The sequence below is a fragment of the Gemmatimonadota bacterium genome (assembly GCA_009841265.1).
Lineage (GTDB): Bacteria > JAAXHH01 > JAAXHH01 > JAAXHH01 > JAAXHH01 > JAAXHH01.
This window is the reverse complement of sequence record VXMB01000009.1, coordinates 848,356-872,496: the sequence shown is the minus strand read 5'-3', so window position 1 is coordinate 872,496 and position 24,141 is coordinate 848,356. Positions and strand designations below refer to the sequence as shown.

General features: G+C 62.6%; 18 protein-coding genes and 2 tRNA genes. 4 read left to right on the top strand and 16 right to left on the bottom strand.

The window, feature by feature from the left end; all coding sequences use genetic code 11:
- Positions 1-23: 23 nt before the first annotated feature.
- Complete coding sequence (locus F4X08_08665; GenBank protein ID MYD25871.1) at positions 24-794, bottom strand: SDR family oxidoreductase; 771 nt, start codon at positions 792-794, stop codon at positions 24-26.
- 14 nt (positions 795-808) lie between these two features.
- Positions 809-1,882, bottom strand: a complete 1,074-nt coding sequence (locus F4X08_08660; protein MYD25870.1) for an alcohol dehydrogenase catalytic domain-containing protein — start codon at positions 1,880-1,882, stop codon at positions 809-811.
- A gap of 146 nt (positions 1,883-2,028) precedes the next feature.
- Here F4X08_08660 and F4X08_08655 point away from each other — a divergent pair.
- From F4X08_08655 to F4X08_08645, 3 genes are all read left to right on the top strand, one after another.
- Positions 2,029-2,101 (top strand) — tRNA-Arg (locus F4X08_08655).
- Positions 2,102-2,167: 66 nt separating this feature from the next.
- The gene (locus F4X08_08650) at positions 2,168-3,469 is read left to right on the top strand and encodes an amidohydrolase family protein (protein ID MYD25869.1); all 1,302 of its coding nucleotides are present in this window, start codon (positions 2,168-2,170) and stop codon (positions 3,467-3,469) included.
- A 53-nt stretch (positions 3,470-3,522) separates the two neighbouring features.
- A tRNA-Thr gene (locus F4X08_08645) sits at positions 3,523-3,595 on the top strand.
- Here the strand turns inward: F4X08_08645 and F4X08_08640 are convergent.
- From F4X08_08640 to F4X08_08575, 14 genes are all read right to left on the bottom strand, one after another.
- Positions 3,577-9,924 carry an SDR family NAD(P)-dependent oxidoreductase gene (locus F4X08_08640; protein ID MYD25868.1) on the bottom strand — a complete coding sequence of 2,116 codons (6,348 nt, stop codon included), beginning with the start codon at positions 9,922-9,924 and terminating at the stop codon, positions 3,577-3,579. The two genes, F4X08_08645 and F4X08_08640, sit on opposite strands and share 19 nt — an antisense overlap.
- A complete protein-coding gene (locus F4X08_08635) occupies positions 9,914-10,756 on the bottom strand; it encodes a lipoate--protein ligase family protein (GenBank protein MYD25867.1) in 843 nt (280 codons plus the stop codon). Before F4X08_08635 ends, F4X08_08640 begins: the two co-directional genes overlap by 11 nt.
- A complete protein-coding gene (gene rnc / locus F4X08_08630) occupies positions 10,753-11,580 on the bottom strand; it encodes a ribonuclease III (protein ID MYD25866.1) in 828 nt (275 codons plus the stop codon). Before rnc ends, F4X08_08635 begins: the two co-directional genes overlap by 4 nt.
- Before the next feature lie 40 nt (positions 11,581-11,620).
- The gene (fabF, locus tag F4X08_08625) at positions 11,621-12,862 is read right to left on the bottom strand and encodes a beta-ketoacyl-ACP synthase II (protein MYD25865.1); all 1,242 of its coding nucleotides are present in this window, start codon (positions 12,860-12,862) and stop codon (positions 11,621-11,623) included.
- Between the two features lie 127 nt (positions 12,863-12,989).
- Positions 12,990-13,220, bottom strand: coding sequence for an acyl carrier protein (acpP, locus tag F4X08_08620; protein MYD25864.1), 231 nt, complete (start codon positions 13,218-13,220; stop codon positions 12,990-12,992).
- A 46-nt stretch (positions 13,221-13,266) separates the two neighbouring features.
- Positions 13,267-14,010, bottom strand: coding sequence for a 3-oxoacyl-[acyl-carrier-protein] reductase (gene fabG, locus F4X08_08615; protein ID MYD25863.1), 744 nt, complete (start codon positions 14,008-14,010; stop codon positions 13,267-13,269).
- Positions 14,011-14,060: 50 nt separating this feature from the next.
- Entirely contained in the window at positions 14,061-15,032 is a 972-nt protein-coding gene (gene fabD / locus F4X08_08610) for an ACP S-malonyltransferase (GenBank protein MYD25862.1), read from the bottom strand.
- Between the two features lie 17 nt (positions 15,033-15,049).
- Positions 15,050-15,232 (bottom strand): 50S ribosomal protein L32, encoded by a 183-nt coding sequence (locus F4X08_08605; GenBank protein MYD25861.1) that lies wholly within the window; start codon positions 15,230-15,232, stop codon positions 15,050-15,052.
- 3 nt (positions 15,233-15,235) lie between these two features.
- Positions 15,236-15,757, bottom strand: coding sequence for a DUF177 domain-containing protein (locus F4X08_08600; protein MYD25860.1), 522 nt, complete (start codon positions 15,755-15,757; stop codon positions 15,236-15,238).
- Between the two features lie 147 nt (positions 15,758-15,904).
- Complete coding sequence (sucD, locus tag F4X08_08595) at positions 15,905-16,774, bottom strand: succinate--CoA ligase subunit alpha (GenBank protein MYD25859.1); 870 nt, start codon at positions 16,772-16,774, stop codon at positions 15,905-15,907.
- Positions 16,771-17,928 carry an ADP-forming succinate--CoA ligase subunit beta gene (sucC, locus tag F4X08_08590; GenBank protein ID MYD25858.1) on the bottom strand — a complete coding sequence of 386 codons (1,158 nt, stop codon included), beginning with the start codon at positions 17,926-17,928 and terminating at the stop codon, positions 16,771-16,773. Before sucC ends, sucD begins: the two co-directional genes overlap by 4 nt.
- Positions 17,925-19,472, bottom strand: coding sequence for a xylulokinase (gene xylB, locus F4X08_08585; GenBank protein ID MYD25857.1), 1,548 nt, complete (start codon positions 19,470-19,472; stop codon positions 17,925-17,927). The genes sucC and xylB overlap by 4 nt, the downstream gene beginning before the upstream one ends.
- A gap of 94 nt (positions 19,473-19,566) precedes the next feature.
- Positions 19,567-20,451, bottom strand: a complete 885-nt coding sequence (locus tag F4X08_08580) for a sigma-70 family RNA polymerase sigma factor (protein ID MYD25856.1) — start codon at positions 20,449-20,451, stop codon at positions 19,567-19,569.
- A gap of 219 nt (positions 20,452-20,670) precedes the next feature.
- Complete coding sequence (locus tag F4X08_08575) at positions 20,671-22,383, bottom strand: peptide ABC transporter substrate-binding protein (protein MYD25855.1); 1,713 nt, start codon at positions 22,381-22,383, stop codon at positions 20,671-20,673.
- Positions 22,384-22,646: 263 nt separating this feature from the next.
- On the opposite strand from F4X08_08575, the gene F4X08_08570 reads away from it, so the two are divergent.
- Positions 22,647-23,987: an amino acid permease gene (locus F4X08_08570; protein MYD25854.1), complete on the top strand. Its 1,341-nt coding sequence runs from the start codon at positions 22,647-22,649 to the stop codon at positions 23,985-23,987.
- Positions 23,988-24,141 lie beyond the last annotated feature (154 nt).

Genomic DNA, 24,141 nt, shown 5'->3' with positions numbered 1-24,141 from the left:
TACATTGTATCTACTGCGTATAGCTATATCAGCGAACGGGACTGGCATCCGTCCACGTTGATGCAGGCGCCGGTTACCCAGCTCGCCCGGTCGGATGACAGGAAGACTACCACGTCCGCGATCTCTTCCGGCTTGCCGAAGCGTCCGGCCGGAAGTTCCTGCTCTATGAACTTGCCGATGCCCTCCGGGTCCGCGTCCAGCCGCTTCTGCCAGTTGCCGCCCGGGAATATGATTGAACCCGGCGCCACCGTGTTCACGCGGATGCCGGTCCTGGCCACTTCCTTGGCGAGCGTTTTGCCCATGGAGATCTCCGCGGCCTTCGTGGCGTTGTAGGTGGCGGGGCCGCCCGCTTCGCGTCCGAAGATCGAGGAAATCGTGATGATCGAACCGCCTTCCTGCGCACGCATCGCCGGGAGCACGGCCCGCGTCGCCCGGACCGCCGCGAACATGTTCAGGTTGAACACGTGAAGCCACTCGTCATCGGAGACATCGTCGAAGGGATTCCAGACGCTTCCTCCCACGTTGTTGACCAGGATGTCGATGTGTCCCCACCGCGCCAGCGTGGCCTCTACGACCCGGTCGATGCCTTCGGCCGTGGTCAGGTCCCCAGCCGTCGCCAGCGTCTCGACGCCCTTCTGTGCGACCTCATTCTCGGTCTCGAGCAGTTTCTCTTCCCCTCTGGCGCTCAGGCTGACGTGACATCCCTCCTCCGCCAGGCCCAGGGCGATCGATCGTCCAATGCCCCGGCTCGAGCCTGTAACCAGCGCGACTTTGTCTTTTAATCCCAGGTCCATTTCAAACCCTTTCTTTAGTCAACCGGTTCGAACAGTATCTTCATGCCTTCTCTGTTCAACAACCGGTGGAATGCGTTTTCCCACTCTGTTAAAGGAACCACGTCCGACACGATGGGTTCCAGTTCGATCCTGCGCTGATCCAGCATCACCATGGTGCGGTCCCAGGCATCCAGGGAACCGGCGAAGGAGGTCCGTATATCGATTTCCTTCAGTTCCGCCGGGAAGAAATCTACCTCGAAAGGGCCGCCGTGCAGGCCGATCTGCATGATGGTGCCCTGCTTCCTCACGAGTTCGATGGCCGAACGGGTGGCCGCCGCCGACCCGGAACATTCGTACACCACGTCGGCGCCGTAGCCCTGTGTCCGATCCCTGACGAGATCGAGCAGGTCGACCTCTTCGATGTTGACGGTCTCGTCGGCCCACCGCGCCCCGAGTTCGAGCCGGTCCTCATCCGCCGAAGTGCCGGTCAGGATGACGTAGGCGCCTTCCGCCTTCGCCACCTGCGTGGTCAGCATGCCGATGGGGCCGGGGCCGGTCACCACCGCCACGTCGCCGGCGGTAACGGAAGTGCGTATGGAGACGGCCTTGACGCAGCAGCATAGAGGTTCGCTCAACGCGCCGATGGTGAGGTCCAGGTGTTCCGGAATCCTCCGCAAGGCCCAGGTGGGCATGACCACGTACTTCGTGAACACGCCGTGCACCCCGCTGCCGATGGACAGGCGGCGGTCGCAGAGACTGTGCTGGCCTGCCACGCAGTACCGGCACACGCCGCAGACGACGGTGGTCGGAATGCCGGTCACCGCGTCGCCCGGCCGGTATTCGTCCGTGCCGGCCACCTCGTCCACGATGCCGGAGAACTCGTGGCCCATGATCACCGGCGGGTTGTAGGGATACTCGTCCTTGTAGATGTGGATGTCCGTACCGCAGATGCCCGCGGCCCGGATCTCCACGCGGACCTCCCCGGAACCAGGCTCCGGAACCGGCATGTCACGGACTTCCATGTTGACCGGTCCATGGTCGTATTTAACCAGTCCTTGCATCCTCGAATCCTCGCTAGCACCGTACAGGATTTCTACCGCTCGATGCATTGCCGAATTGGCGGTCAGAATATATGCCGGTGTACAGGAGATGACAAGATCATTCACTGCCCGGATGTCCGCATTAAGGCGTTGACAATCCGGCAGGCAGGTACATATGTTGAGCACGGACCAAGCCGGACCGGAACTTCACTTCTGCCCCCGTAGCTCAGTGGATAGAGCAACGGTTTCCTAAACCGTTGGTCGGGTGTTCGACTCACCCCGGGGGTATTCCCGGTCTATAGTCCGTCTCTCATGTTTCCCCGCTTCCCCGCGCACATCCGCAGGAGGGTCTTCATGTCCGATCTGTCCCGGTACATCCAGGAAACGCCGCTTATCGACACCCATGAGCATCTCAGGTTCGAAGAAGACTGGGTAGCCAACGGGCCGGACGTGCTGCAGGACCTCTTCGAGAACTACGTACCGGCGGACCTCGTAGTCGCCGGCGCTTCGCAGGAGGATGTCAACGCCTTGCTGGATCCCGCAAAGGGCGACGTGGCGGCGCGCTTCGAGCCGGTCCGCCCGGCGTGGGAGGCCGTGAAGCATACGGGATACGGTGAAGCAGTGCGCATTCTGGCGGAAGACGTGTATGGCATGGCCGAGATTACCGCCGACGGCCTGACGGCGGCGCAGGCAGAGAACGACAGACTGCGGGGTCCCGGCCAGCGACTGGCGCTGTTGCGGGACCGCGCGGGTCTGGATCACGTGCAGATCGACAACTTCGTCTGGGCTTGCGAACCGGATGCCTCGGGTCCGGGGTTCTTTCTCTACGATATTTCCTGGGTGGGATTCTGCAACGGCGAGGTGCCGGTGGAGAACATCGCGGAGGAGACGGGGATTACCGTAAACAGCCTCGGCAGCCTGCGTGATGCCATGGCCGCCATCTTCGCGAAATACGGTCCCCACGCCATCGCGGTCAAGGCGCAGCACGCCTACTCCAGGACGCTCCGGTGGGAGGAACGCAGCGACGAAGAAGCGGCAAGGGCCCTGGATATCGTCCTGAGTAACCCCGATGGCGCGCCGGAGGAAGCGTCGCTGTGCCTGGGTGACTGGGGCTGGGCGCGGGGCGTGGAACTATCCATCGAACACAACCTGCCGTTCAAGATCCACACCGGTTACTACGCGGGCCACAGCCGGATGCCGGTGGACCGGATCAAGAGCGGGAACCTGTGCGGACTGCTGGCTCGTTACCTCGATGCCCGGTTCGTGCTGATGCACATCGCCTACCCCTACAGCCACGAGCTGATTGCTCTCGCCAAGCACTATCCAAACGTCTGGGTGGACCTCTGCTGGGCCTGGTCCATCGACCCTTTCAGTTCCTGCGATTTCGTTCGTCGCTTCATCCACGCCGTGCCGATCAATAAGCTCTTCGCCTTCGGCGGGGACACCGGCTGGCCCACCAGCGCCTATGCCTACGCGGTGCAGGCGCGGAGGTGGCTCGGCCGCGCCCTGGAAGGCGAAGTGAACGACGGCCTCCTCACCGAAAAACAGGCGATGGACGTGGCGCTTCGGCTCATGCAGACCAACCAGCGGGAGTGTTTCGATATCGCGGGAACGCGGGGGCATATCTCGCGGTCCATGGAATCCGTCGAGGCCTAAAAACGGGTTGCGATCGGGCGGGTCGTGCCTTATATTTAGCGCGGTTTTACCAGGCCACGATAGCTCAGTTGGTAGAGCAATTCACTCGTAATGAATAGGTCGTCGGTTCAAGTCCGACTCGTGGCTTTTTTCCCCTCCAGCAACGTGTCGATCGTCAGGCTGATAGCGGTTTCCGACTGCAAGGTCTCCACCGGAACCGACACGTATAATCCCGCCTCGAAACGGTTTCTTAATTCCACAGCCATGAGGGAATCCACCCCCAGGCTGCGCCAGGTCTGCCCTTGATCGACGTTATCCGGGTCCACTTCCACGATCCGGCCGATCGCATCGTTCACGAATGTCTCGACGTAGATGCGGAGTCTGTCCGCGGTCAGTGCGTTCAAATCCGCCCTCGATAGCGGTGTGATCGACTGTGGTGCGCGTTCCGGACGATCGACCGGAGACAGGAATCGTGCAAGCATAGATTCTGCTGCAGGTTCCGTCGTAGGAATCACGCCGACGCGATGGACGTCCCGGCGCAACAACCGGTCGAGCAGCGCACCGGCCTCATCGGGCGGGATCGGTCGCAGTCCCTGCCGTCTGAGACGATCGACGGCGTGTTCGTCTGCCGCCATGCCCGTACCTTCCCAGGGACCCCAGTTGATCGACGTCACCGGCAGACCCTCCTGGCGTCGGAGGTCCGCCAGACCGTCCAGATAGGCATTCGCAGCGGCATAGGACGCCTGGCCCGCGGTGCCGACAAGGGAAGCCGCCGAGGAAAACAGGACGAAAAGGTCCAGTTCGAGGTCCCTTGTCAACTCGTGCAATAACCAGGCACCGGTTGTCTTGGGTCCGAGGACCTTGCGAAACCGTTCCACGGTCTGGGTGAGCAGAATGCCGTCGTCCAGCACGCCGGCCGCGTAGAATACGCCCCTGACCGGCCCATGCTCCGCTCGCAGGTCCGCTATGAGTTGTCCCATCGCCTCCCGGTCGCTCACATCGGCCTGCACATATCTGACAGTTCCGGCGGGATCGGATTGCAACGCCACTTCCTCGATTCCCCTTCGACCCGTCACGACCACCCGTCCAGCTCCCCGGTCGAGCAGCCAGCCCGTCAGGAAACGGCCGATCCCGCCCGCGCCGCCCGTGATGAGGTAGGTCCCGCCCGGACGTATGACCGGGTCTTCATCGCCCAATTTCACAGGAATCGGCGCGTCGTCATCCACGAGCACCAGTTTGCCCGTATGCCGGGCCTGCGACATGAATCGGAAGGCCTGCCGCGCCCTTTCCATCGGGAAGGTCTGATAGGGCAGGGGACGTATCGCGCCATCCCCGGCCATGGCGACGATCTTTTGCAGCAAGTCGCCTGCCCGATCCGGCCGTTCCTCGATGAACTGCGCGAGATCGATGGGATGGTAGGACCGGTTGTGGTCGAACAGGTTGAGGTCGATGGTTCCGTGATTTAGCATATCGGTTTTGCCGATCTCGATGAAACGTCCGTGGGGAGCCAACACGGACATCGAAGCCCGCATGGCGGTACCGGAAAGGGTATTGAGCACGATATCCATGCCCTTCCCGTCCGTCTTCTCCATGATCTCTTCGGCGAAATCCAGCGATCGGGAGTCCATTACATAGGAAATTCCCATCTCCTTCAATAAGGCGCGTTTTTCTTCAGATCCGGCCGTGGCGAAAACCTCGGCTTCCGTCTGCTGTGCGAACTGAAGAGCGGCCAGTCCCACCCCGCCGGTCGCGTTGTGTATAAGAACGCGGTCACCGGCGGACATCCCGCCGCGTACCACGAGCCCTAGGTACGCCGTCAGAAAGGCCACGGGCAGCGTGGCGGCCTCCTCAGTACCCAGGTGATCGGGCTTTCTGACGACCAGGCCGGCCTTCGCGGTTACGTGTCCGGCCATGGCACCAGGCATCATCCCCATGACCACGTCGCCGATTTCCACGGATTCCACCCGGTCGCCGTGCGCGACTACCTCTCCGACGCATTCCCATCCGAAGGACGATGTTTGCCGCGATGGTTTCTTCAGCGTGCCGAGGGCCGTCAGCACGTCCCGGAAATTCACTGCGGCGGCCCGCACGCGAATGACCACCTCGTCCGGTTCGGGGCAGGATTCCGGTTTCGTTTCGAAATGGAGGTCGTCGATGGATCCTGGTGTAGTCTGTGATAGTACGTAACTTGTTTTTGACCAAGCGGTTACAGGCACGGTTTTCGCATCGTGCCGCTCCGGATCGAAGGGAACAAGACGCCGGGTGAGTACATCAGACCCCCTAAGTGCGATTTCACCAGGTGATGTGTCCATACCTACGATCTCCGCGAGGCGCTCCACATCGATCCCGCCGGTCCCGGCCGGAAGGTCGATCAGCGTACAGTCCAACTCGGGATGTTCTCGCATGGCGACCCTTCCGCAGCCCCAGATCGACGCATATGCCGGCGATACAAGGTCGTCTGCCTTCACGGACTGCGCGCTCGCCGTAATCAGCCGCAGGCGGCACAGAAGATCCGGGTTGTCCAGCACTGCACGGACCAGTTCGAAGGAATCCAGCGCGGGACCGGTGTGTTGGTAGGACTGCTCGCCGGACTGCCGGTTGCCGCCTCCCGTCCAGATTCGTGCCAATCCAATGTAGCTTCCGCTGTCGCATTCCACGGATCCCAATTTATCGGCCAGTACGCCGAGGTTTTTTGCCAATCCACTACCGGATATGTCTATGAATTCACTCTCCACACCAGGGCGCGACAGGGCGTCGGACAGATTGCGCCCGAGTCGACGGTCGTCCGAAAGCACGAACCAGTGGGACGCCGGACCGGGTTGTTGGTGCTCTGTCCAGCGGTTGTCGACCACCCACTCCTCGCGATAGAACCCGTGGGGGTTATTATTGACGTTACGACGGCTTGCCCCGCCGCTCGCCCGGGACAGGGCCACGCCTTCCAGGGCCACTGCGGGAAGGCCCTTTTCGTCTACGAGATATACGTCGGCCAGCAGGACGCTGTCATCCGAGGTTTCTTGCAGTCTCGCGTAGGCGAACAGGATTTCGTTCTTGTCTGGAAGTCTCTGCAGCACAACGGTTTTCACGCCGATTGGCAAATGTGGACCGTCATCCGGCACGAGCAACAGCAGGGCCTGTAGACCGGCATCCAGGACACCGGGGTGCAGGCGGAAGGTCTCGTGGCCGTCATCCCGAGATATTAGAGAGACCAGGGCATCCCGGTCGGCGTACACGACATCATCGACCTGGCGGAAGCTGGGGCCGTATTGAAACCCCAATTCGGCGGCGCGTTCGTAGAATCGGCGGCGCGTGATCCGCCGGTCGCATCGGGATCTGATGGCTTCCAGATCAATGTTTTCGGTCATCCAGGCTACCCCAGTCGCCCCGGTCCCCTGGGTTCTTTCGGTTCGCATGTTTGCCAGCCAACTCGAAGCCGATTCCTGAGATTCAGGTTTGGAGGACAGGGTATACCGGTCCTGCCCGCGCACGATCTGGACAAGTTGGGCACCGGTTTCGGGCAGGATCAGCGGATGCGGGAGTTTGAGGTCGGTAAAGGCGACGGGTATCTCCGCCTCGTCAAGCGTCTCGAATAGCATTTCGATCTGCCCGGCAAGCGGCATGATGGATCGGTCCAAAACCGTGTGGTCCGCCAGGATCGGGTGGGATGCCAGGCTGATCGCCCGTTCCCATACCCGGGAGTCGGGGTCGACGGACGATTCGATGGCCCGACCGATCAGCGGGTACCGGCCGACCGAGCCTTCCTGGCTGTCAAGGCCACTCGGATGCGTTGTCATGCCATCCAGCCAGTATCGTTCCTTCTGCCAGGGGTATGGCGGTAGCTGCACGGACGTACGAGGCGGGTCTACCAACCGCTCCCAGTTGATGTCATGTCCATGGACGTAGCACTTGGCCACGGATTCGAGCAGGACGTCCCACGCTCCGCGATCGCGCCGAAGCGTGGCGAGGGCGTCGCCCGTCCGGTGGTGGTGAGCCAGGTTCTCGTAAATTGCCGAGGAAAGCACCGGATGGGGACCGATCTGGATGTAAAGCGCCTCCCCGTCACCTTGGATCTGCTCGAAAATCCGGTCGAAAAGGACGGGACTGCGGATGTTTCGCCACCAGTGGTCTGCGTCGAATTCCGTTCCGTCTGCCTGCGCGCCCGTGACTGTCGACAACAGGGGTACGCGGGTTTTCGATGGGGACAATCCGTTCAGGGACGCCAGGAAATCATCGCGGATCCCGTCCATTTGGCCACTGTGATAGGCGATCCCCGTGTGCAGCTTCTGGCAGAAAAGCCGTCGATCTTCGAGCGTGGCCTGCAACCGGTCGATATCCTCTGACTCCCCCGAAATCGTCGCGGACATCGGGCTGTTGACCGCGGCGATGGAAAGGCCGTCGCCGTAGGATTCTATGAGCTCTTCGGCCTCGATCGACGACACCCCCACGGCCAGCATCTCACCCCTTCCCTGCATCTCCTTCTGTAGCCTGCTGCGCTGATAGATGATGCGAACGCCTTCCTCCAGGGACAGTGCGCCCACGACACAGGCTCCGGCGATCTCCCCGACGCTGTGGCCGACGACGATCTGCGGCTCGATGCCCAGGGACTTCCACAGAGCGGTCAGCGCCCACTGCAGGGCCATGTTGGCGGGTTGGGCGATTTCGACGTCGATGATTCGTTCTCCGTCTGGGCCACTCCACATTGCGTCCTTGATCGATCTCCCCGCTCTTGCCTCGTACAGAAGGTCGAACGCGTCCATCGCATCGCGAAAGACAGGGTCCGTGCGATAAAGTGCTTTCCCCATGCCGAACCATTGCGGCCCCATGCCGGTAAAGACGAAAACAACGGGCGCCGGTTTCGCGCCTTTCCGTGCTATCTCGAGCCGATCGGGGATGCCGCCCGCGCAAAACTCCTCAAGATTTCGAGCGGCGTCTCCCAGATCCTCGAACACCAGCGCCAGGCGGTGATCGAGATCGGACCTGTGCAGGGCGAGCGTGGCTGTGAAATCGTCGGGCGGTATATCGGGGTGGCTTCGCAGCAAGGAAACCGTATCCACCGCTTTCTGCTTCAATGCGCCGGCACTGTGGGCGGACATGGTAAGCAGCAGAGGATCGTGCGGGTCGGCCTCGCCCTGCGAACTGTCCTCGCCGTGTGATCCGCCCTTTTCGACCGTCGCCGTTCCGTTTCCGGTTCGCGCATCGGCTGGATGTCTTAGGGATTCCGTGACCGGTGGAGATCCGAGCACGACGTGGGCGTTGGCGCCGCCGAATCCAAAGGAATTCACACCGGCGAAGGCGGGACCGGGGATGCTGACCGGCTCGGTGGCCACCTTCAGGCCGAGCTCTTCGAAGGGTATGTCGGGATTCGGCTTCTCGAAATGCAGGGAGGGCGGCAGGATGCCGTGCTTGAGCGACAGCGCCGCCTTGATGAGACCGGCGACGCCGGCCGCCGCCTCGGTGTGGCCGATATTGGTCTTCACCGAACCGATCAGGCAGCCCGCGTCTCCCGTGGCGCGACCGATGGCCGTCGCTTCAATGGGGTCGCCCGTGGGCGTTCCCGTGCCATGGGCTTCCACGAAGGCAAGCTGAGCGGCGTCTACGCCCCCTTCGCGTGCGGCCGCCTCGATGACGGTTTGCTGGGCGTCTTGGCCGGGCACAGTAAGACCGCGGCTGCGCCCGTCCTGGTTGATCGCGGATCCGTGAATGACCGCGTAGACCGTATCGCCGTCGTCCACAGCGTCGGTCAGCCGTTTCAGCACGACGATGCCCGCGCCGTCGCTGCGTCCGTATCCGTTCGCCCCCTGACCGAAGGCCCTGCAGCGCCCGTCCGGCGACAGCATCTGCGCCTGCTCGAATCCGCGTGTCGTCTGGGGTGTCAGCAGCAGATTGGCGCCACCGGCGAGCGCGGTTGTGCACGTCCCGTCCTGGATGTCGCGGCAGGCCAGGTGTACGGCGGTCAGTGACGAAGAACAGGCCGTGTCAACGGCGATGCTCGGGCCCTTCAGGTCCAGGAAGTAGGAGATCCGGTTCGCCGCGATGCTCAGCGTCCCGCCTGTGTTGGTGTGCATGCCGACTTGCGAAGGTGCGGCATACCGCTGGAGGTCCCAGTATTCGTCCAGGAAGATCCCTATGTACACTCCAGCGGGCCGGCCTTCCAGCCTGGCCGGGGGGATCCGCGCGTCTTCCAGCGCTTCCCACGCGAGTTCGAGCAGGATGCGCTGTTGGGGATCGATGTGGCGGGCTTCCCGGGGAGAGATATTGAAGAACGCCGCGTCGAACCGGTCGATTTCGTCGACGAAACCGCCCCATTCGGGAAAGTCCCCGTCGTCCGGCCACGGTTTCCACAGCGATTTCCGCTCTTCCGGCACCGGTCGAATGGCGTCTTCGCCATTCAGGACGAATTCCCAGAAGGACTGTGGCGTCGATATCCCCCCGGGAAACCGGCAGGAGATGCCGGTTATGGCAATGGGATCACCGGACATGGCTCGCGGTCCTGAGATAGGTCCAGTCGGCGTTTCCGTACCGGGTGCGGACCAACGACTCGGCTGCTTGCCGCTCCTCCGCGTCCAGTACGTCCGTTTTGCCTTCCACGTTCAGGCGGTCGAGCATCGAACGGGACAGGCGGTCGGTCCATTCCTCGAAGGTGGGCAGATCGGGGATCAATTCTGCAACGGAAACGGTCCGGTGGTTCAGTAGCCGGGCGATGGTCTCCCGGCGTTCCGGTTCGTGGGCGAGCATCAGCAGGGGAAGCCTGCGGTGCCCCGGACCCAGGAGCACGGATCCGTGCTGCAGCACGACCCCGCGGGATCGGCGCTGGGCGCTTCCGGCCAGCTTCCTGCCGGCCACCGTGATCTCGTAACGTCCTGTGGCCGTGAAGCATACGTCGTTATTACCTCCTGAACCGCAACGCCCCTCCATCGCCGGCTCGGCGGGTATATCGAAGTGCTTCAGCGTTTCGACCAGCGCCTCGCTCACCGCGCGAAGCATCACGCCGGACCGGCCTCCCAGCGCGGGATGGGATTCCGGCGCGACCAGGCTGTAGGTGAGTTCCTGGTCGTGCAGTACCGCGCGCCCCCCGGTGATCCGCCGGACCAGGTCGATGCCGTACCGTTCGCATTGGCCGGGATCGATCTCTTTTTCCGCCTCCTGCCCGTATCCGATGGAAACAGCGGGCGGACACCACGAGTAGATGCGCAGCGCCATCGTCTCCGAGTCCGTCCCGCCAGCGTCCAGCCGGCACGTGTCCAGCAGCGCTTCGTCCACGGCCATGTTGTACGCTGCGGAACATCCGGGCGTGGAGAGTACGCGGATCATGACCGATCGATGTCGCGGTCGGACTGCAGTTGCTCCACGGCCTGCCGCGCGGCATCCTGTTCCGCGTTCTTCTTGCTGGTGCCCGTGCCCTTGCTGACGGGGTTTCCCGCTACGAAGACTTCGATGGTAAAGATCTTTTCGTGGTCGGGACCCACGGCGGAATCGACGCGGTATTCCGGCTGGCCGATACCTTCGCCCTGCGTGTATTCCAGCAGCGCGCTCTTGTAGTTCCGCGAGTGATCGACTTCGGAAGGACGTTCCGCGCTCAGCTCCTGCAGCAAGGTACGGTGCAGGAAACGCCGGACCGGCGGGAGCCCGCCGTCCAGGTAGATGGCGCCGATGATGGATTCGTAGGCATCGGACAGGATCGAATGGCGAAACCGGCCGCCGGATCGGGCTTCACTGGTACTCAGCAGCACATAGCGTCCGAGCTTCATCGCCCGGGCCTGGCGGGCGAGCGCCTTCCGGTTGACCAGCGTGGACCGGAGCTGGGTCAGCTGGCCCTCGCGGCGCCCGGGGTACTTGTGGTATATGAACTCGCCGACCACGAGATCCAGCACCGCGTCGCCCAGGAACTCCAGACGTTCGTTGGAGTGGACGCCCGACTGTTCCCGAGAATACACGTAGGATCGGTGCTTGAGCGCCGTGATCAGATAATCGGGGTTCTTGAAGCGGTAGTCGATGTATTTCTGGACCTGGCGGACGTTTTCACGTTCAAGGGCCGTTCGGTTCGCGGCGTGACCGGATGCACCGCCTTTCAGGCCCGTCAGCAGGGCACTGGTCGCGCGCCGCAGCTTCTGCAGAATGGAATGCCGATTTGGCACGGTAGTCCCCGAAGCACGTCCGAGGCTTTTCGGAAAGAAGCTACGCCGTGTATTTCCTGACCACGAGCGTCACGTTATGCCCTCCGAAACCGAACGAATTGGTTAGAGCCGCCCTCACTTCCCGTTCCCGGCCCGCGTTGGGGACGTAGTCCAGGTCGCAATCGGGATCGGGCTCCTCGTAGTTGATGGTAGGATGGACGTAATCGCGGGCGACGGACAGCGTGGTCGCGATGAACTCGACCCCTCCGGATGCTCCCAGGAGGTGGCCGACGAGCGATTTGGTGGAGCTGATCGCCAGGCTATGCGCATGATCCCCGAAGACCTTTTTGATAGCCAGGGTTTCGATGCGGTCATTGAATGGCGTGGACGTGCCATGGGCGTTGATGTAATCGATTTCGTCCACGGCCAGTCCGGCGTTCCGAAGCGCCAGGTGCATGGATCGCGCCGCGCCTTCACCCGATTCATGGGGTTGGGTGATATGAAAGGCATCCGCCGTTGCGGCGTAACCGGCCAGTTCGGCGTAGATCGTCGCACCGCGCCGCTTCGCGTGATCCAGGGTCTCGAGGACGACCATGCCGCTGCCTTCGCCGAGCACGAATCCGTCCCGCTGGGCATCGAAAGGCCTGCTGGCTCGCTCCGGCTCGTCATTTCGCAGGGACAGGGCCCGCATGTTGCTGAACCCGGCCACGGCCATGGGGGATATGCTGGCCTCCGTGCCGCCGGTGACCATGACGTCCGCGTCCCCGTGCTGCAGGATCCGGAACGCGTCGCCGATACCGTGCGCGCCGCTGGAACAGGCCGATACCGTAGTGTAGTTGGGCCCTTTCAACCCATGAATCATCGAGATATGGCCGGGCGCCATGTCCGCGATCATCATGGGGATGAAAAAGGGACTCACGCGTCCCGGTCCCTTGTGTACGAGGTTGGCATGCTGGTTTTCGAAGGTCCAAATCCCGCCGACACCCGTACCCATTACCACCCCGATGCGGTCCCGGTCCTCGGAGTCGAGATCCAGACCGGAGTCGTCGATCGCCATCTGCGCCGCGATCACGGCGTATTGAACGTTCTCGTCCATTCGCCGCACTTCTTTCCGGTCGATGTAGTCCGCCGCGTTGAAGTCCTTCAATTCGGCGGCGATTTTCGCCGGAAAGGCGCTCACATCGAATTTCGTAATGGGCCCTACGCCGCTCCGACCCGCGCAAAGGGCCTTCCAGTAGGTATCGAGCGTGAGACCCACGGGACTCAGGACGCCCATACCGGTGACGACAACGCGTTCAGCCACCCCGACGCCTCCCGAAATCAGCCAGTCGAGTCACCCGACCTGCGTGGAAATCCCGGTCTGCATGGAAATCCATTCCTGCTTGGATCTCCCCGCCTGCATGGATCTCCCGGCCGGGCCTCGAAATGAATCAGCCGTCTAAATTGGACTGGAGATACTTAATCGCGTCGCCGACCGTGACGATCTTCTCTGCATCCTCGTCGGGGATCTCGAGGTCGAACTCTTCTTCGAGGGCCATGACGAGTTCGACCGTATCGAGCGAATCGGCGCCCAGGTCGTCGGTGAACGAGGCATTGTCGGTGACCTGGTCACCGTCCACACCCAGTTGTTCGGCGATGATCTCCTTTACGCGGTCTTCCATCTTCTTTCCTCCTGTACAGATGATTGTAAAAAACCGTCTGCTTTCCTCACATGCCCATGCCGCCGTCGACGCGCATCACCTGGCCGGTTACGAAAGCGGCGTCGTCGGACGCCAGAAAGGCCGCGATGCCGGCGACGTCTTCGGGTTGTCCGGCCCGCGAAAGCGGTGTGGCTTCCAGGAAAGCGGACCTCACTGCCTCGGGGAGCACCTCCGTCATGGCCGTTTCGATGTACCCCGGGGCGATCGCGTTGACCGTGATGCCCCTGCTGCCCACCTCTTTCGCCACCGATTTGGTGAAACCGATGATCCCGGCCTTGGAAGCGGCGTAGTTGGCCTGGCCCGGGTTGCCCGTCAGCCCCACAATCGAGGTCATGTTGATGATCCTGCCGCTTCGCTGCCGCATCATCTGGCGGATCACGGCCTGCGTACAGGCGAACACGCCGCCCAGGTTCACGTGGATGACCTCGTCCCAGTCATCCTGTTTCATGCGCATCAGGAGCGTGTCCCTGACCGTCGCCGCGTTGTTGATCAGGACGTCGATGGACCCGTAGTCCTCGACCACGGTGTCGACCAGGTTCTTCACGCTGTCCCGGTCATCGATGCTCAGGGAAACGCCCCGGGCATCGCCGCCCTTGCGGTTCAGCGCGTCGGCGGCTTCCTGCGCCTTAGCCCCGTCGCGGCTGGTCAGGACGATCCGGGCGCCTTCCGCGGCAAAACGTTCCGCGACGGCGGAACCGATACCCTGCGCTCCGCCCGTCACGATGGTGACCTTGTCTTGTAAGCCCCGCAAACCTGAAGTACTCCGCGTGCGTGTGTCGTTATCTGCGAAACGAAACCGGGTTACCGCGATTCCAACCGATCCGCCACGGGCCGGCCGATCGTTTCCGCCACGGCCGTGACGTCGGCGAGTTTGTCCGCGTTCAGAACGCGGATGCCGCGGTGCATCCGCTTCATCAGCCCCGTGAGCACACTGCCCGGTCCTGCTTCCACCACGGTGTCCACTTCGTGATCGGCCAGCGTCTGCATCGATTCCGCCCAGCGCACGGGGCGGGTCAGCTGTTCGATCAGCAGGCGGCGGATTTCATCGGGCTCCGTCACGGCCCGGCCGGTTACGTTGGCCACCACCGGCGTTTCCGCGCAGGCAAAGGGGGCCTTTTCGATCGCCTCGGCAAGGCCATGGCGCGCGTATTCCATGAGTTCGGAGTGGAAGGCGCCGCTGACCTTGAGCGGAACAACCCGCTTTGCTCCCGCTGCCCGGGCGCCGTCCATCGCACGTTGCACGGCCGGTACCGCGCCGGCGATGACGGTTTGCACCGGCGCGTTGTAGTTCGCCGGTTGAACGGGTTCGTCTTCCGCGCAGGCGGTCCGGCAGACTTCGTCGATCTCTCGTGGAGACAGGCCGATCACGGCCGCCATGGTTCCCCGACGGAGCTGCCCGGCCTCGTGCATCAGTGCACTGCGCAGTCGGACCAGGCGCAGCGACTCCTCGAAATTAAGGACGCCGGCCGCCACCAGCGCCGAATACTCGCCCAGGCTGTGGCCGGCGACAAAATCCGGTTCGATCCCATGCGCTTTCAGCAAGGATGCGACCGCCACGCTGTGCACCAGGATGGCCAGCTGCGTGTAGTTCGTTTGCTTCAGGGTTTCGGCGGGACCGTCGAAGGAGACGCCGACAATATCGGCACCGGTGATCTCGCGGGCCTGCTGGTAAAGCGATCGAACCTGCGGATACCGGTCGTGCAGGTCCCGGCCCATGCCGACGTACTGCGAGGCCTGGCCCGGAAACAAGAAGGCGATCCTGGCTTGGGTCATGGGTATCGGCGCCGAACCTAAATCGCTTCGACTTCCTGGACTTCCCTTCCCTGGTAGTGTCCGCAGTGGGGACAAACGCGGTGCGCGCGTTTCATCTCCCCGCAATGGGAGCATTCCACCAGCGTCGGCATCTGCAGCACCCAGTGCGTACGGCGCTTACGACTCCGTGCCCGAGATTGGCGTCGCTTGGGCAGGGCCATGCTTTAGTCCTCCTTCAATAACGTTTTCAAGGTGTGCCAGCGTGGGTCCATCTGCCGCGTACCGCAACTGCAGGCGCTCTCGTTGAGGTTCCTGCCGCAATCGGGACAGAGGCCCTTGCATGCTTCGCTGCACAGGGGTTTCATGGGGATATTCAGGTTGACGAGTTCGGCGATGCGCCGACTGAGGTCGATCGTCTTCGCGCTGTAGTCCAGGATTTCCACGTCGTCCGATTCGGTCAGCTCCTCGCCATCGGGTATGGCCCGGTCGGTCTTCTCGTAGTAGGTCGCGATTTCTCCGCTGATATGTTCTTCGACCTCTTCGAGGCACCTACCGCAGGAGAAAGTCATGGAGACCGCGATGTCGGCCTGCAGCACGAGCGAATTCTCGGAGACTGTCAGCGTGCCGTCCACCTTGATGGGTGAAGCGAAACGGCATTCCTCGTCCGGAATGAAATCGGCGGCGGGCGTGTCTTCCAGGTGGATGAGATGCAGACCTTCGGCCAGATGCTCGATCGCTATTTGCATATTGACGGCTTGTTCACGGGACTACGACCACGTTCCACTTGCGATTCAAACGCCACATTCCGGATGCGCCGGACTATACCCCAATCAGCCGGAAGCCACTAATAATAGGGAGGTTACCCCTGTCATGTCAAGAGGAAAATCCCCGGATCAGGCAAGTGCGGACCGGATCAAATCCACCACATCGGCCGACCGGTCGGCTACCGGAATGCCCGCCTCGTTCAGCGCGCTCACTTTCTCCTCGGCGCCGCCCGTTCCCCCCGATATGATCGCGCCGGCGTGCCCCATGCGCTTGCCGGGAGGCGCGGTGCGGCCCGCTATGAAACCGACTACCGGCTTCTTCATGTGCTGCCGCACGAACTCGGCCGCCCGTTCCTCGTCGGAGCCGCCGATCTCGCCGATCATCACCACGGCGTGGGTATCCGGGTCCGCTTCGAAGGCTTCGAGAGCGTCGATGAAACCCGTGCCGATGATCGGATCGCCGCCGATACCCAGGCAGGTCGACTGGCCGATGCCCGCGGACGTCAACTGGTGGACGATCTCGTAGGTCAGCGTTCCGCTGCGGGAGACCACGCCCACGTTGCCGGGACGATGGATATGGCCGGGCATGATGCCCACCTTGGTGACCCCGGGTGTGATGGCGCCGGGGCAGTTCGGTCCCAGGAGCCGTACGCCGGAGCGCTGCAGTACGGCGTAGACACGGGCCATGTCCAGCGTTGGGATGCCTTCCGTGATGCAGATCACCAGGTCCATTTCGGCGTCGATGGCCTCGTGGATCGCGTCGGCCGCGAAGGCGGGGCGGACGTAGATGATGGACGTGTTGGCACCAGTCGCCGAGGCTGCTTCCCCGAGGGTATCGTAGACCGGGATACCGTCCAGGTCCTGGCCGCCCTTCCCCGGAGTGACTCCGGACACGATGTTCGTGCCGTAGGCCGCCATCTGGCGCGTGTGGAAGGAACCGTCCCTGCCGGTGATCCCCTGCACGACGACGCGGGTGTTTGCGTCAACCAGGATGCTCATTTTGTCCCCTTCCCGAGCGCTACGGCCTTCTGAACGGCTTCCGCCATGGTGTCTACGGCGACGAGCCCCACGGATTCGAGTATCTTCCGGCCCTCCGCTTCGTTGGTCCCGGTGAGCCGGATGACGATGGGCAGCGTGAGCGGTCCGCCGGGACCGGCGGCGATGCGGTCCAGGGCGGTCACGATGCCGTTGGCCACGTCGTCGCAGCGCGTGATCCCGCCGAATATGTTGAAGAGCACGGCCTTTACCCGGTCGTCGGACGTGATGATGTTCATGGCGGTGACGACCTTGTCCGGGTTCGAGCTGCCGCCGATATCGAGAAAGTTGGCGGGCATGCCCCCGTAGAACTTCACCATGTCCATGGTCGCCATGGCCAGGCCCGCGCCGTTGACGATGCACCCGATGTCGCCGTCGAGTTTGACGAAGCTGAGGTCCGCGTCCCGTGCCTCGGCCTCGGTGGGCTCTTCGGATTCGGGATCGCGCATGTCCTCGATCGTCTCGTGCCTGAACAGGGCGTTGTCGTCGATGTTCATCTTGCCGTCCAGCGCCCACAACTTGCCTTCCGGCGTGGTCACGAGGGGGTTGATCTCCGCCAGGGACGCGTCGCTTTCGATAAAGGCGTCGTAGAGCCGGGCGAGCATGCCGGCGGCCTGTTTGACCTGCGCGGGATCGGAATAGAGTTTGTAAGCCAGGGACCGGGCCTGGAACGGGAGCAGCCCGAGCAGGGGGTCGACGGCCAGTTTGTGGATCTTCTCCGGCGTATCCCGGGCGACTTCCTCGATATCGACGCCGCCCGCCGCGCTGACCATGAACACCGGCCGCCGGGTCTGCCGGTCGAGGATGATCCCAACGTAGGCTTCGTGTTCGATCTCCACCGCTTCGGCCACGAGGACCTGCCGGACCGTCAGCCCCTTGATGTCCATGCCCAGGATCCGGCCCGCGACTTCGAAGGCTTCATCGGGCGTCGAGGCCAGTTTCACGCCGCCCGCCTTGCCCCGTCCGCCGACGTGCACCTGAGCCTTGACCACCACCCGCGTGCCCAGTTCCTTCGCGATACGCCGGGCGTCTTCGGGCGTCCGGGCCACCTGTTCCCGCGGGATCGCCATCCCGTGCCGGGCGAAGAGGCCCTTCGCCTGGAATTCGTGTATGTTCAATTCCTGCTCCTTTGCTTTTCCACCATGCCGCCCAGGGCGTCGAAGCCCGGTTTAAGGGCCGGGTACATGGATCTGAAGATGCCGTAACACTCCTCGTAGCGTTCCGAAGCCTCCGGGTCCGGCTCCGTCCTGGACACGACGTCGACCAGGTCGTCCGCGGCTTCCTCGACCGTGCCGTACACGCCGGTGCCGACCGCGGCCAGGATGGCGGCGCCGAAGGCGGGCCCTTCCTCGGCGTTCACGGTAACGACTTCCGCCCCGTAGACATCGGCCTGGATCTGCCGCCAGAGGCTGCTCCGTGCACCGCCGCCCGTGGAACGTACCTGCGCGACGGACAGGCCGAGCTCCCGCATGATTTCGATGGAATCCCGCAGGGCGAAGGTCACGCCCTCCATCACGGAGCGGATCATGTGAGGCCGTCCGTGCCGTCCGGTGATGCCGATGAACGCGCCCCGCGCGTTGGCGTCCTTGTGGGGGGTGCGCTCGCCCATGAGGTAGGGAAGAAACACAAGGCCCTCGCTGCCCGCCGGCGCGCGGGCCGCCTGGGCCGTCAGCAGCTCATAGGGATCGGTGTCCAGCATCCGGGCCGCACTGACCTCGACTTCGCCCAGGGTATTGCGTAGCCACTGGAAGGCGCCGCCCGCGAAGAGGGTAACCCCCATGAGGTACCACTTGTCGGGCACGCTGTGGCAGAAGGTATGGACACGCAGTTCCGGGTCCACGCGGACGTCGTCGGTGTGGGCGAAGACCACGCCCGACGTACCCAGGCTGGCCAGTATCCGACCGGAGCGGACGATGCCGGCGCCCACGGCGCCACAGGTGTTGTCGGCCCCGCCGCCGACGACGGGTGTGCCGGGCTTCAGTCCCATATCCGCGGCCACCTCTTCCGTCACGTGGCCGCAGACGTCGATGGATTCGAAGGTAGGCGGCAGGAACTCCGGTGGCAGGCCGATGGCGTCCAGCATGGCGCCGGACCATCTCCGCTCCCGTACGTCGAACAGCAGCGTGCCCGCGGCGTCGGAGACTTCCATGGCGAATTCGCCGGTCATGCGCAACCGGATGTAGTCCTTGGGCAGCAGGACCCTCCGGATGCGGTCGTATACCTGGGGTTCGTGGTCGCGGACCCAGACCAGCTTGGGCGCGGTGAAGCCTTCGAGGGCCGGATTGGACACCCAGTCCACCAGGTTCTCCTCGCCCGCCTGTTCCGTGATCCAGCGGCACTGATCGGACGTCCGCGTATCGCACCACAGGATGGAAGGCCGGAGCACCTCGTCCCGTTCATCCAGCAGGACTGAACTGTGCATTTGTCCCGACAGGCCGATTCCGGCGATGGATTCGGCCGCTACGCCGGCGGTGCTCATGGCTTCGCGCACCGTATTCGACGCCGCGCGCCACCAGTCCGCCGGATCCTGTTCGGCCCAGTTGGGACGGGGCGTGTGCAGCGGGATTTCCTCGAAGGCCCGGGCCGCCAGGCCGCCCCGTTCGTCGACGATGATCGTCTTGATGCCAGAAGTGCCGATGTCGATGCCGATCAGGTGTCTCATGGGTGGATCGGTGCCTGTCTGTACCGTGCCATTCCGGCACAAAAAAACCTGCGCAAGACCGCAGGAACGAGATAATTGGAACTGGAAGCCGGATTCAACTCATGTAAGCGTGCAGCCGGACACTGCGGGACGTGTGGCGCAATCGCCGGATCGCCCGTTCCTTGATCTGGCGCACCCTTTCCCGCGTCAAGCCGAACTGCTTCCCGATTTCGTCCAGGGTCATCGGCTTTTCCCGGTTGATCCCGAAATAGGAACGGATCACGGCGGCTTCGCGGTCCGTCAGCGTATTAAGGGCCCAGACCACTTCTTCTTTTAGCGACTTCTCCATGACCGGCGTATCCGGCGATTCGATGGTCGTGTCTTCGATCACGTCGAGCAGGCGCCCCTCTTCTCCCGGTGAAAAAGGCGCGTCGAGCGAAAGGTGGGGACTGAAGGTCCGCATGATGTCGACCACATCACGGTGGTCCAGCGACAACTTGCCCGCGATTTCGTGGGTCGTGGGCTCCCGGCCCAGTTCCTGTTTCAGGCCCCGTACGACCTTGTTGATCCGTCGCAGTTCCTCGGCCCGGTTCAACGGAAGGCGGAAGATCCGGGACTGTTCGGCCAGGGCCTGCATGATCGCCTGCCGCACCCACCAGACCGCGTAGGAAATGAATTTGAAACCTTTGTGCTCGTCATAGCGCTGCGCGGCCTTGATCAGGCCGATATTGCCCTCGTTGATCAGGTCGGACAGCGGCAGGCCCTGGTTCTGGTACTGCCTGGCCACCACGACGACGAACCGCAGGTTGGCCTGGATCAGCTTGTTGATGGCGCCGTTCACGCCGTTGCGCGCGTCGCGCGCCAGCGCCATTTCCTCTTGCAGGTTCAAGACCGGTATGGTCCTGATTTCCTTCAGGTAGGTATCGAGCGATCGGTCATCACCGGAATTCCGTGATCCAACCCGGGAAATGTTGACTCCCGACTGGGTGGACTTGGCCATGAACGTTCTCCGGTACCGAGTGCAGACCGGTTGAAGACAGCCGGATGCTGTCCCGCCGAACTGTTTGTGGTATTGATTGTTGCGGATTTGGATCGGGTATAGCCGAACCGGCGCCTGCGTAATACTGCCGGCTCTCTGGAAACTTACAAAACTATAATATTCGCCCGGTCGGGGCGTCAAGGTATTTTAAGGCAAATTCCGCAGTCATGCAACCCCGGCTCAAAACACCCGTTTTTCGACGTTGTTACCTATATAGATATCCATCATGGTGGTCCGGTTACCCCAGAAGAGATCCTGACCCCAGGCATTTGGATCGAGTCCCTTGAACCAGGGCTTGCGGAGGTTCAGCACATGGGTGTGGTAGATGAATACGCCGCCCACGTCCTCCACCAGGATGCGCTCCGCCTGCGCGTAATACGCCATGCGCTGATCGTGGTCCAGGGTTGTGCCGCCTGCCTGCAGCAACCGGTCGAAGGTGTCGTTTTTCCAGTCGTGCCGCCCGTGGCCAACCGGCTGGGAATGCCAGACCTGGGACAGCATGTTGTCGGGATCGGGATAATCGTACTGGTAGGGTATCAGTCCGAAAGGGATGGTATACTGGTACATGTTGTCCATGTAAAGGCCGATCTCCTGGTTCCGGATCTCGACGCGCATGCCGAGGGTCTCATTCAGCATGCCCTGGACCGCCTGTGCGATGGACATCTGGGTCGCATCCGCCTGGCGCAGCCAGAATTCGATGGGCGGAAGTCCCCTTCCGTCCGGATAGCCGGCTTCCGCGAGCAGACGCCGGGCCTCGGGCGGATCGAAACGCTGTATGGCCTTGAGCTCGTCGCCCGTGTACCCGGGGAAGTTGGGTGGAAGCATCGTATAGGCGGGCGTGCCGTGCCCCTGCAGGATGACCCGGCAGATGGTCTCCCGGTCGATGGCGTGGCTGACGGCCCTTCGGATCCGCACGTCGTCGAAGGGGGGCACGGCGGTCTGGAAGAAGAGGTACCAGGTCTGGAAGTGGGGATTGGAGGTCAATTCCCGAGTCAGTTCGGGACTGTTGTCGATCTCGCCCAGGTACTGGGCAAAGACGCCCTGGCGATCGACCTCGTTGTTTTCGTAAGGCGTGATGCCGGGGTGGGTGCCGGCGATGATGAACTTCAGCTTGATTTGCTCAAGATAGCCCGGGTAGGGACCGTTGTAGTAAGGATTCAGCTCGTAGGAAATGTACCGGTCCGTGATCCATTCATCCAGCTTGTAACTGTAATTGGTGACCATGTTCCCCGGCTCGGTCCAGCGGCGGCCGTGTTTCTCCACCTGCCACGGGGGTACCGGTGCCGCGGAATTGTAGGCCATGATGTGGGGAAGATAGGGACAGGGCGCTTCGGCTTCGATCTCGAGGGTCAGGTCGTCGATGGCGCGCACGCCCACCGAGTCCCGGTCGGTGATCTTGCCATGATTGAAGTCCCGCGCGTTCTTGATGTTGTAGAAGAGGAAGGCGAACACATTGCCTTCGTCCGGGTCCAGGAAGCGCTTGAAGGTATATTCGAAATCGTGGGCGGTCACCACTCTGCCGTCGCTCCACCGGGCCCCTTCCCTGAGATGGAACGTCCAGGTCCGCCCGTCCTCGGACGGCTCCCACCGGTCGGCCGCACCGGCCCTGAGGACATCGTCCTCGTCAAACATGGTAAGGCGTTCGAATAAGAAGGGATCCGAGCCCTTGACGCCGTAATTGTCCAGGCTCACGTCCAGCGTCTTGGGTTCTTCGATGAAGTACATCAGGATCTGTTCGTGGAGCGGTGCGGCGTCGGGCGGCAACTGCTTCCCCAGGCTGTTGACCACAGGACCTTCGGCGATCTGAACCTGGGCGTTTTCGTCGCCGCCGCAGGCCGCCGCGCAGAAGAAAACGAGGAGGAGGGCACGGACCGAGAAGGCGTGGGAGGACATAGTACGTGCTTCCTTGTATGGGGTTGTGCGTGTTTCCTTTAAAATGACCACCCTTTCTTACCCGGGTCAATAGAAAAGCGCAGGATGATCAGACCGGGTCTCTTGACACCTGGGATGGGGGAAGATAGGTTGGTGGTGATCCGTCCCGCTCACCCGCGTCGTCCAGGTCATCCGGCTCGTCCCGCTCACCTGAGCCGTCCTGCTCACCTGAGCCGCCCCGCTCACCCAAGTCGGCTCTTCAACCACGCCAGGCAATCCCAAACATGTCCCAATCGCATGCAAAACCTTTCCGCCCAACGCTGCGCAAGTCCCTTGGGCTATTCGACGGCATCGCCATCCTCGTCGGCATTACCATTGGGGCCGGGATCTTTTCGGCGCCCCAGATCATCGCCGGCTTCACCGGGTCCTTCACGCCCATCCTCTGGCTCTGGGTCGCGGGCGGTGCCTTCATTTTCATAGGCGGCCTGGTCTACGCGGAACTGGGCAGCCGGATGCCGGACACGGGCGGCGAGTACATGTACATCAGCCGCGCTTTCGGTCCCTTCGCCGGGTTCATGTTCGGCTGGTCCCAGCTGTTCATAATCCGCACCAGCCCCCTCGCCGGCCTGGCCATCGTGACCGTCAACTATTTTACCTATTTCGTCGAGATGACGCACGTCGAACGGATAGCCGTCGCCCTGTTCATTATCCTGCTGCTGACCATCCTGAACTACGTGGGCGTGCACCGGGCCGGCTTCTACCAGCGCCTGACCACGGTGCTCAAGGTCGCCGGCCTGATGCTCCTCGTGGCGCTTGGATTTACGCTGGATTACGGGGGTGAGAACCTGCTGGGCACCGTCGCGGCGCCGACTGGCACGCTGGGGCCCGTCGGCAATATCATCGCCGCCGCCTTCATGGTAGTCTTCGCCTACATGGGATTCGAACGGGTGGGCTACTCGGCGGGAGAGATGAAGGACCCCCGGCGTACCATACCCCTGACCATGTTCGTGGGGATCACCGCGATCGTCCTGATCTATGTCCTCGCGAATCTCCTCTATCACCAGACCCTCGGCATGGAAGGCGTCCGGTCGAGCAGCATCGTGGCTTCGGACACGGCCGTCCTGCTGCTGGGGCCCCTCGGCGCGGGGTTCATCGCCGTCACCGTCATGATCTCCACGACCGGCAGCATGAACGGGACCTTCATGACCGCCACACGGGTCTATTACGCCATGGCGCGGGATGGGCTCTTCTTCAAGTGGCTGGACTACATCCATCCCGTGTACCGCACGCCTTCGCGGGCCATCATCGCCCACGCTGTGTGGGGAACGGTCATTCTCCTTTTCCGGGGGACCTTCGAGACCATCATGGCGGGAATGGTGTTCGCGGTGCTCATCTTCTTCGGGGCCAACACCCTGGCCCTGTTCAGGCTTCGCCGTATGGGCGTCGGCGCCGAGGGCGGGTACCGGGTGCCGCTCTATCCCTGGACGCCGTCTCTCTTCCTGGCGGGCATCGTCGTCCTCGTGGTGCTGCGCGCCACCTTCGAATGGTACAACTCCCTGATCGACCTCGCCTTTATCGTTACCGGCCTGCCGTTCTGGTTGATCTGGCGGAAGAGGAGGGGCTAGGGCTGGCGTCGAATCATCACATTGAAGACTTCCCGCCACATGTTCTACCGCATACTTGATTCGTCCTGAACACAGCCGGCCGGTAGTCAGTTTTCCCTTTACGGAAATGTGTTCTGCGTGTATATTAAACCGTTCAAATCAAGTGAATTCAATC

Coding starts and splice junctions, on each gene's coding strand:
- acpP (MYD25864.1), bottom strand. CDS start 13,220: ATGGAAGACCGCGTAAAGGAGATCATCGCCGAACAACTGGGTGTGGAC.
- F4X08_08635 (MYD25867.1), bottom strand. CDS start 10,756: ATGATCCGCGTACTCTCCACGCCCGGATGTTCCGCAGCGTACAACATG.
- F4X08_08580 (MYD25856.1), bottom strand. CDS start 20,451: ATGGCCAAGTCCACCCAGTCGGGAGTCAACATTTCCCGGGTTGGATCA.
- F4X08_08570 (MYD25854.1), top strand. CDS start 22,647: ATGTCCCAATCGCATGCAAAACCTTTCCGCCCAACGCTGCGCAAGTCC.
- sucD (MYD25859.1), bottom strand. CDS start 16,774: ATGAGCATCCTGGTTGACGCAAACACCCGCGTCGTCGTGCAGGGGATC.
- F4X08_08605 (MYD25861.1), bottom strand. CDS start 15,232: ATGGCCCTGCCCAAGCGACGCCAATCTCGGGCACGGAGTCGTAAGCGC.
- F4X08_08665 (MYD25871.1), bottom strand. CDS start 794: ATGGACCTGGGATTAAAAGACAAAGTCGCGCTGGTTACAGGCTCGAGC.
- fabD (MYD25862.1), bottom strand. CDS start 15,032: ATGACCCAAGCCAGGATCGCCTTCTTGTTTCCGGGCCAGGCCTCGCAG.
- F4X08_08650 (MYD25869.1), top strand. CDS start 2,168: ATGTCCGATCTGTCCCGGTACATCCAGGAAACGCCGCTTATCGACACC.
- F4X08_08575 (MYD25855.1), bottom strand. CDS start 22,383: ATGTCCTCCCACGCCTTCTCGGTCCGTGCCCTCCTCCTCGTTTTCTTC.
- F4X08_08660 (MYD25870.1), bottom strand. CDS start 1,882: ATGCATCGAGCGGTAGAAATCCTGTACGGTGCTAGCGAGGATTCGAGG.
- F4X08_08600 (MYD25860.1), bottom strand. CDS start 15,757: ATGCAAATAGCGATCGAGCATCTGGCCGAAGGTCTGCATCTCATCCAC.
- xylB (MYD25857.1), bottom strand. CDS start 19,472: ATGAGACACCTGATCGGCATCGACATCGGCACTTCTGGCATCAAGACG.
- F4X08_08640 (MYD25868.1), bottom strand. CDS start 9,924: ATGTCCGGTGATCCCATTGCCATAACCGGCATCTCCTGCCGGTTTCCC.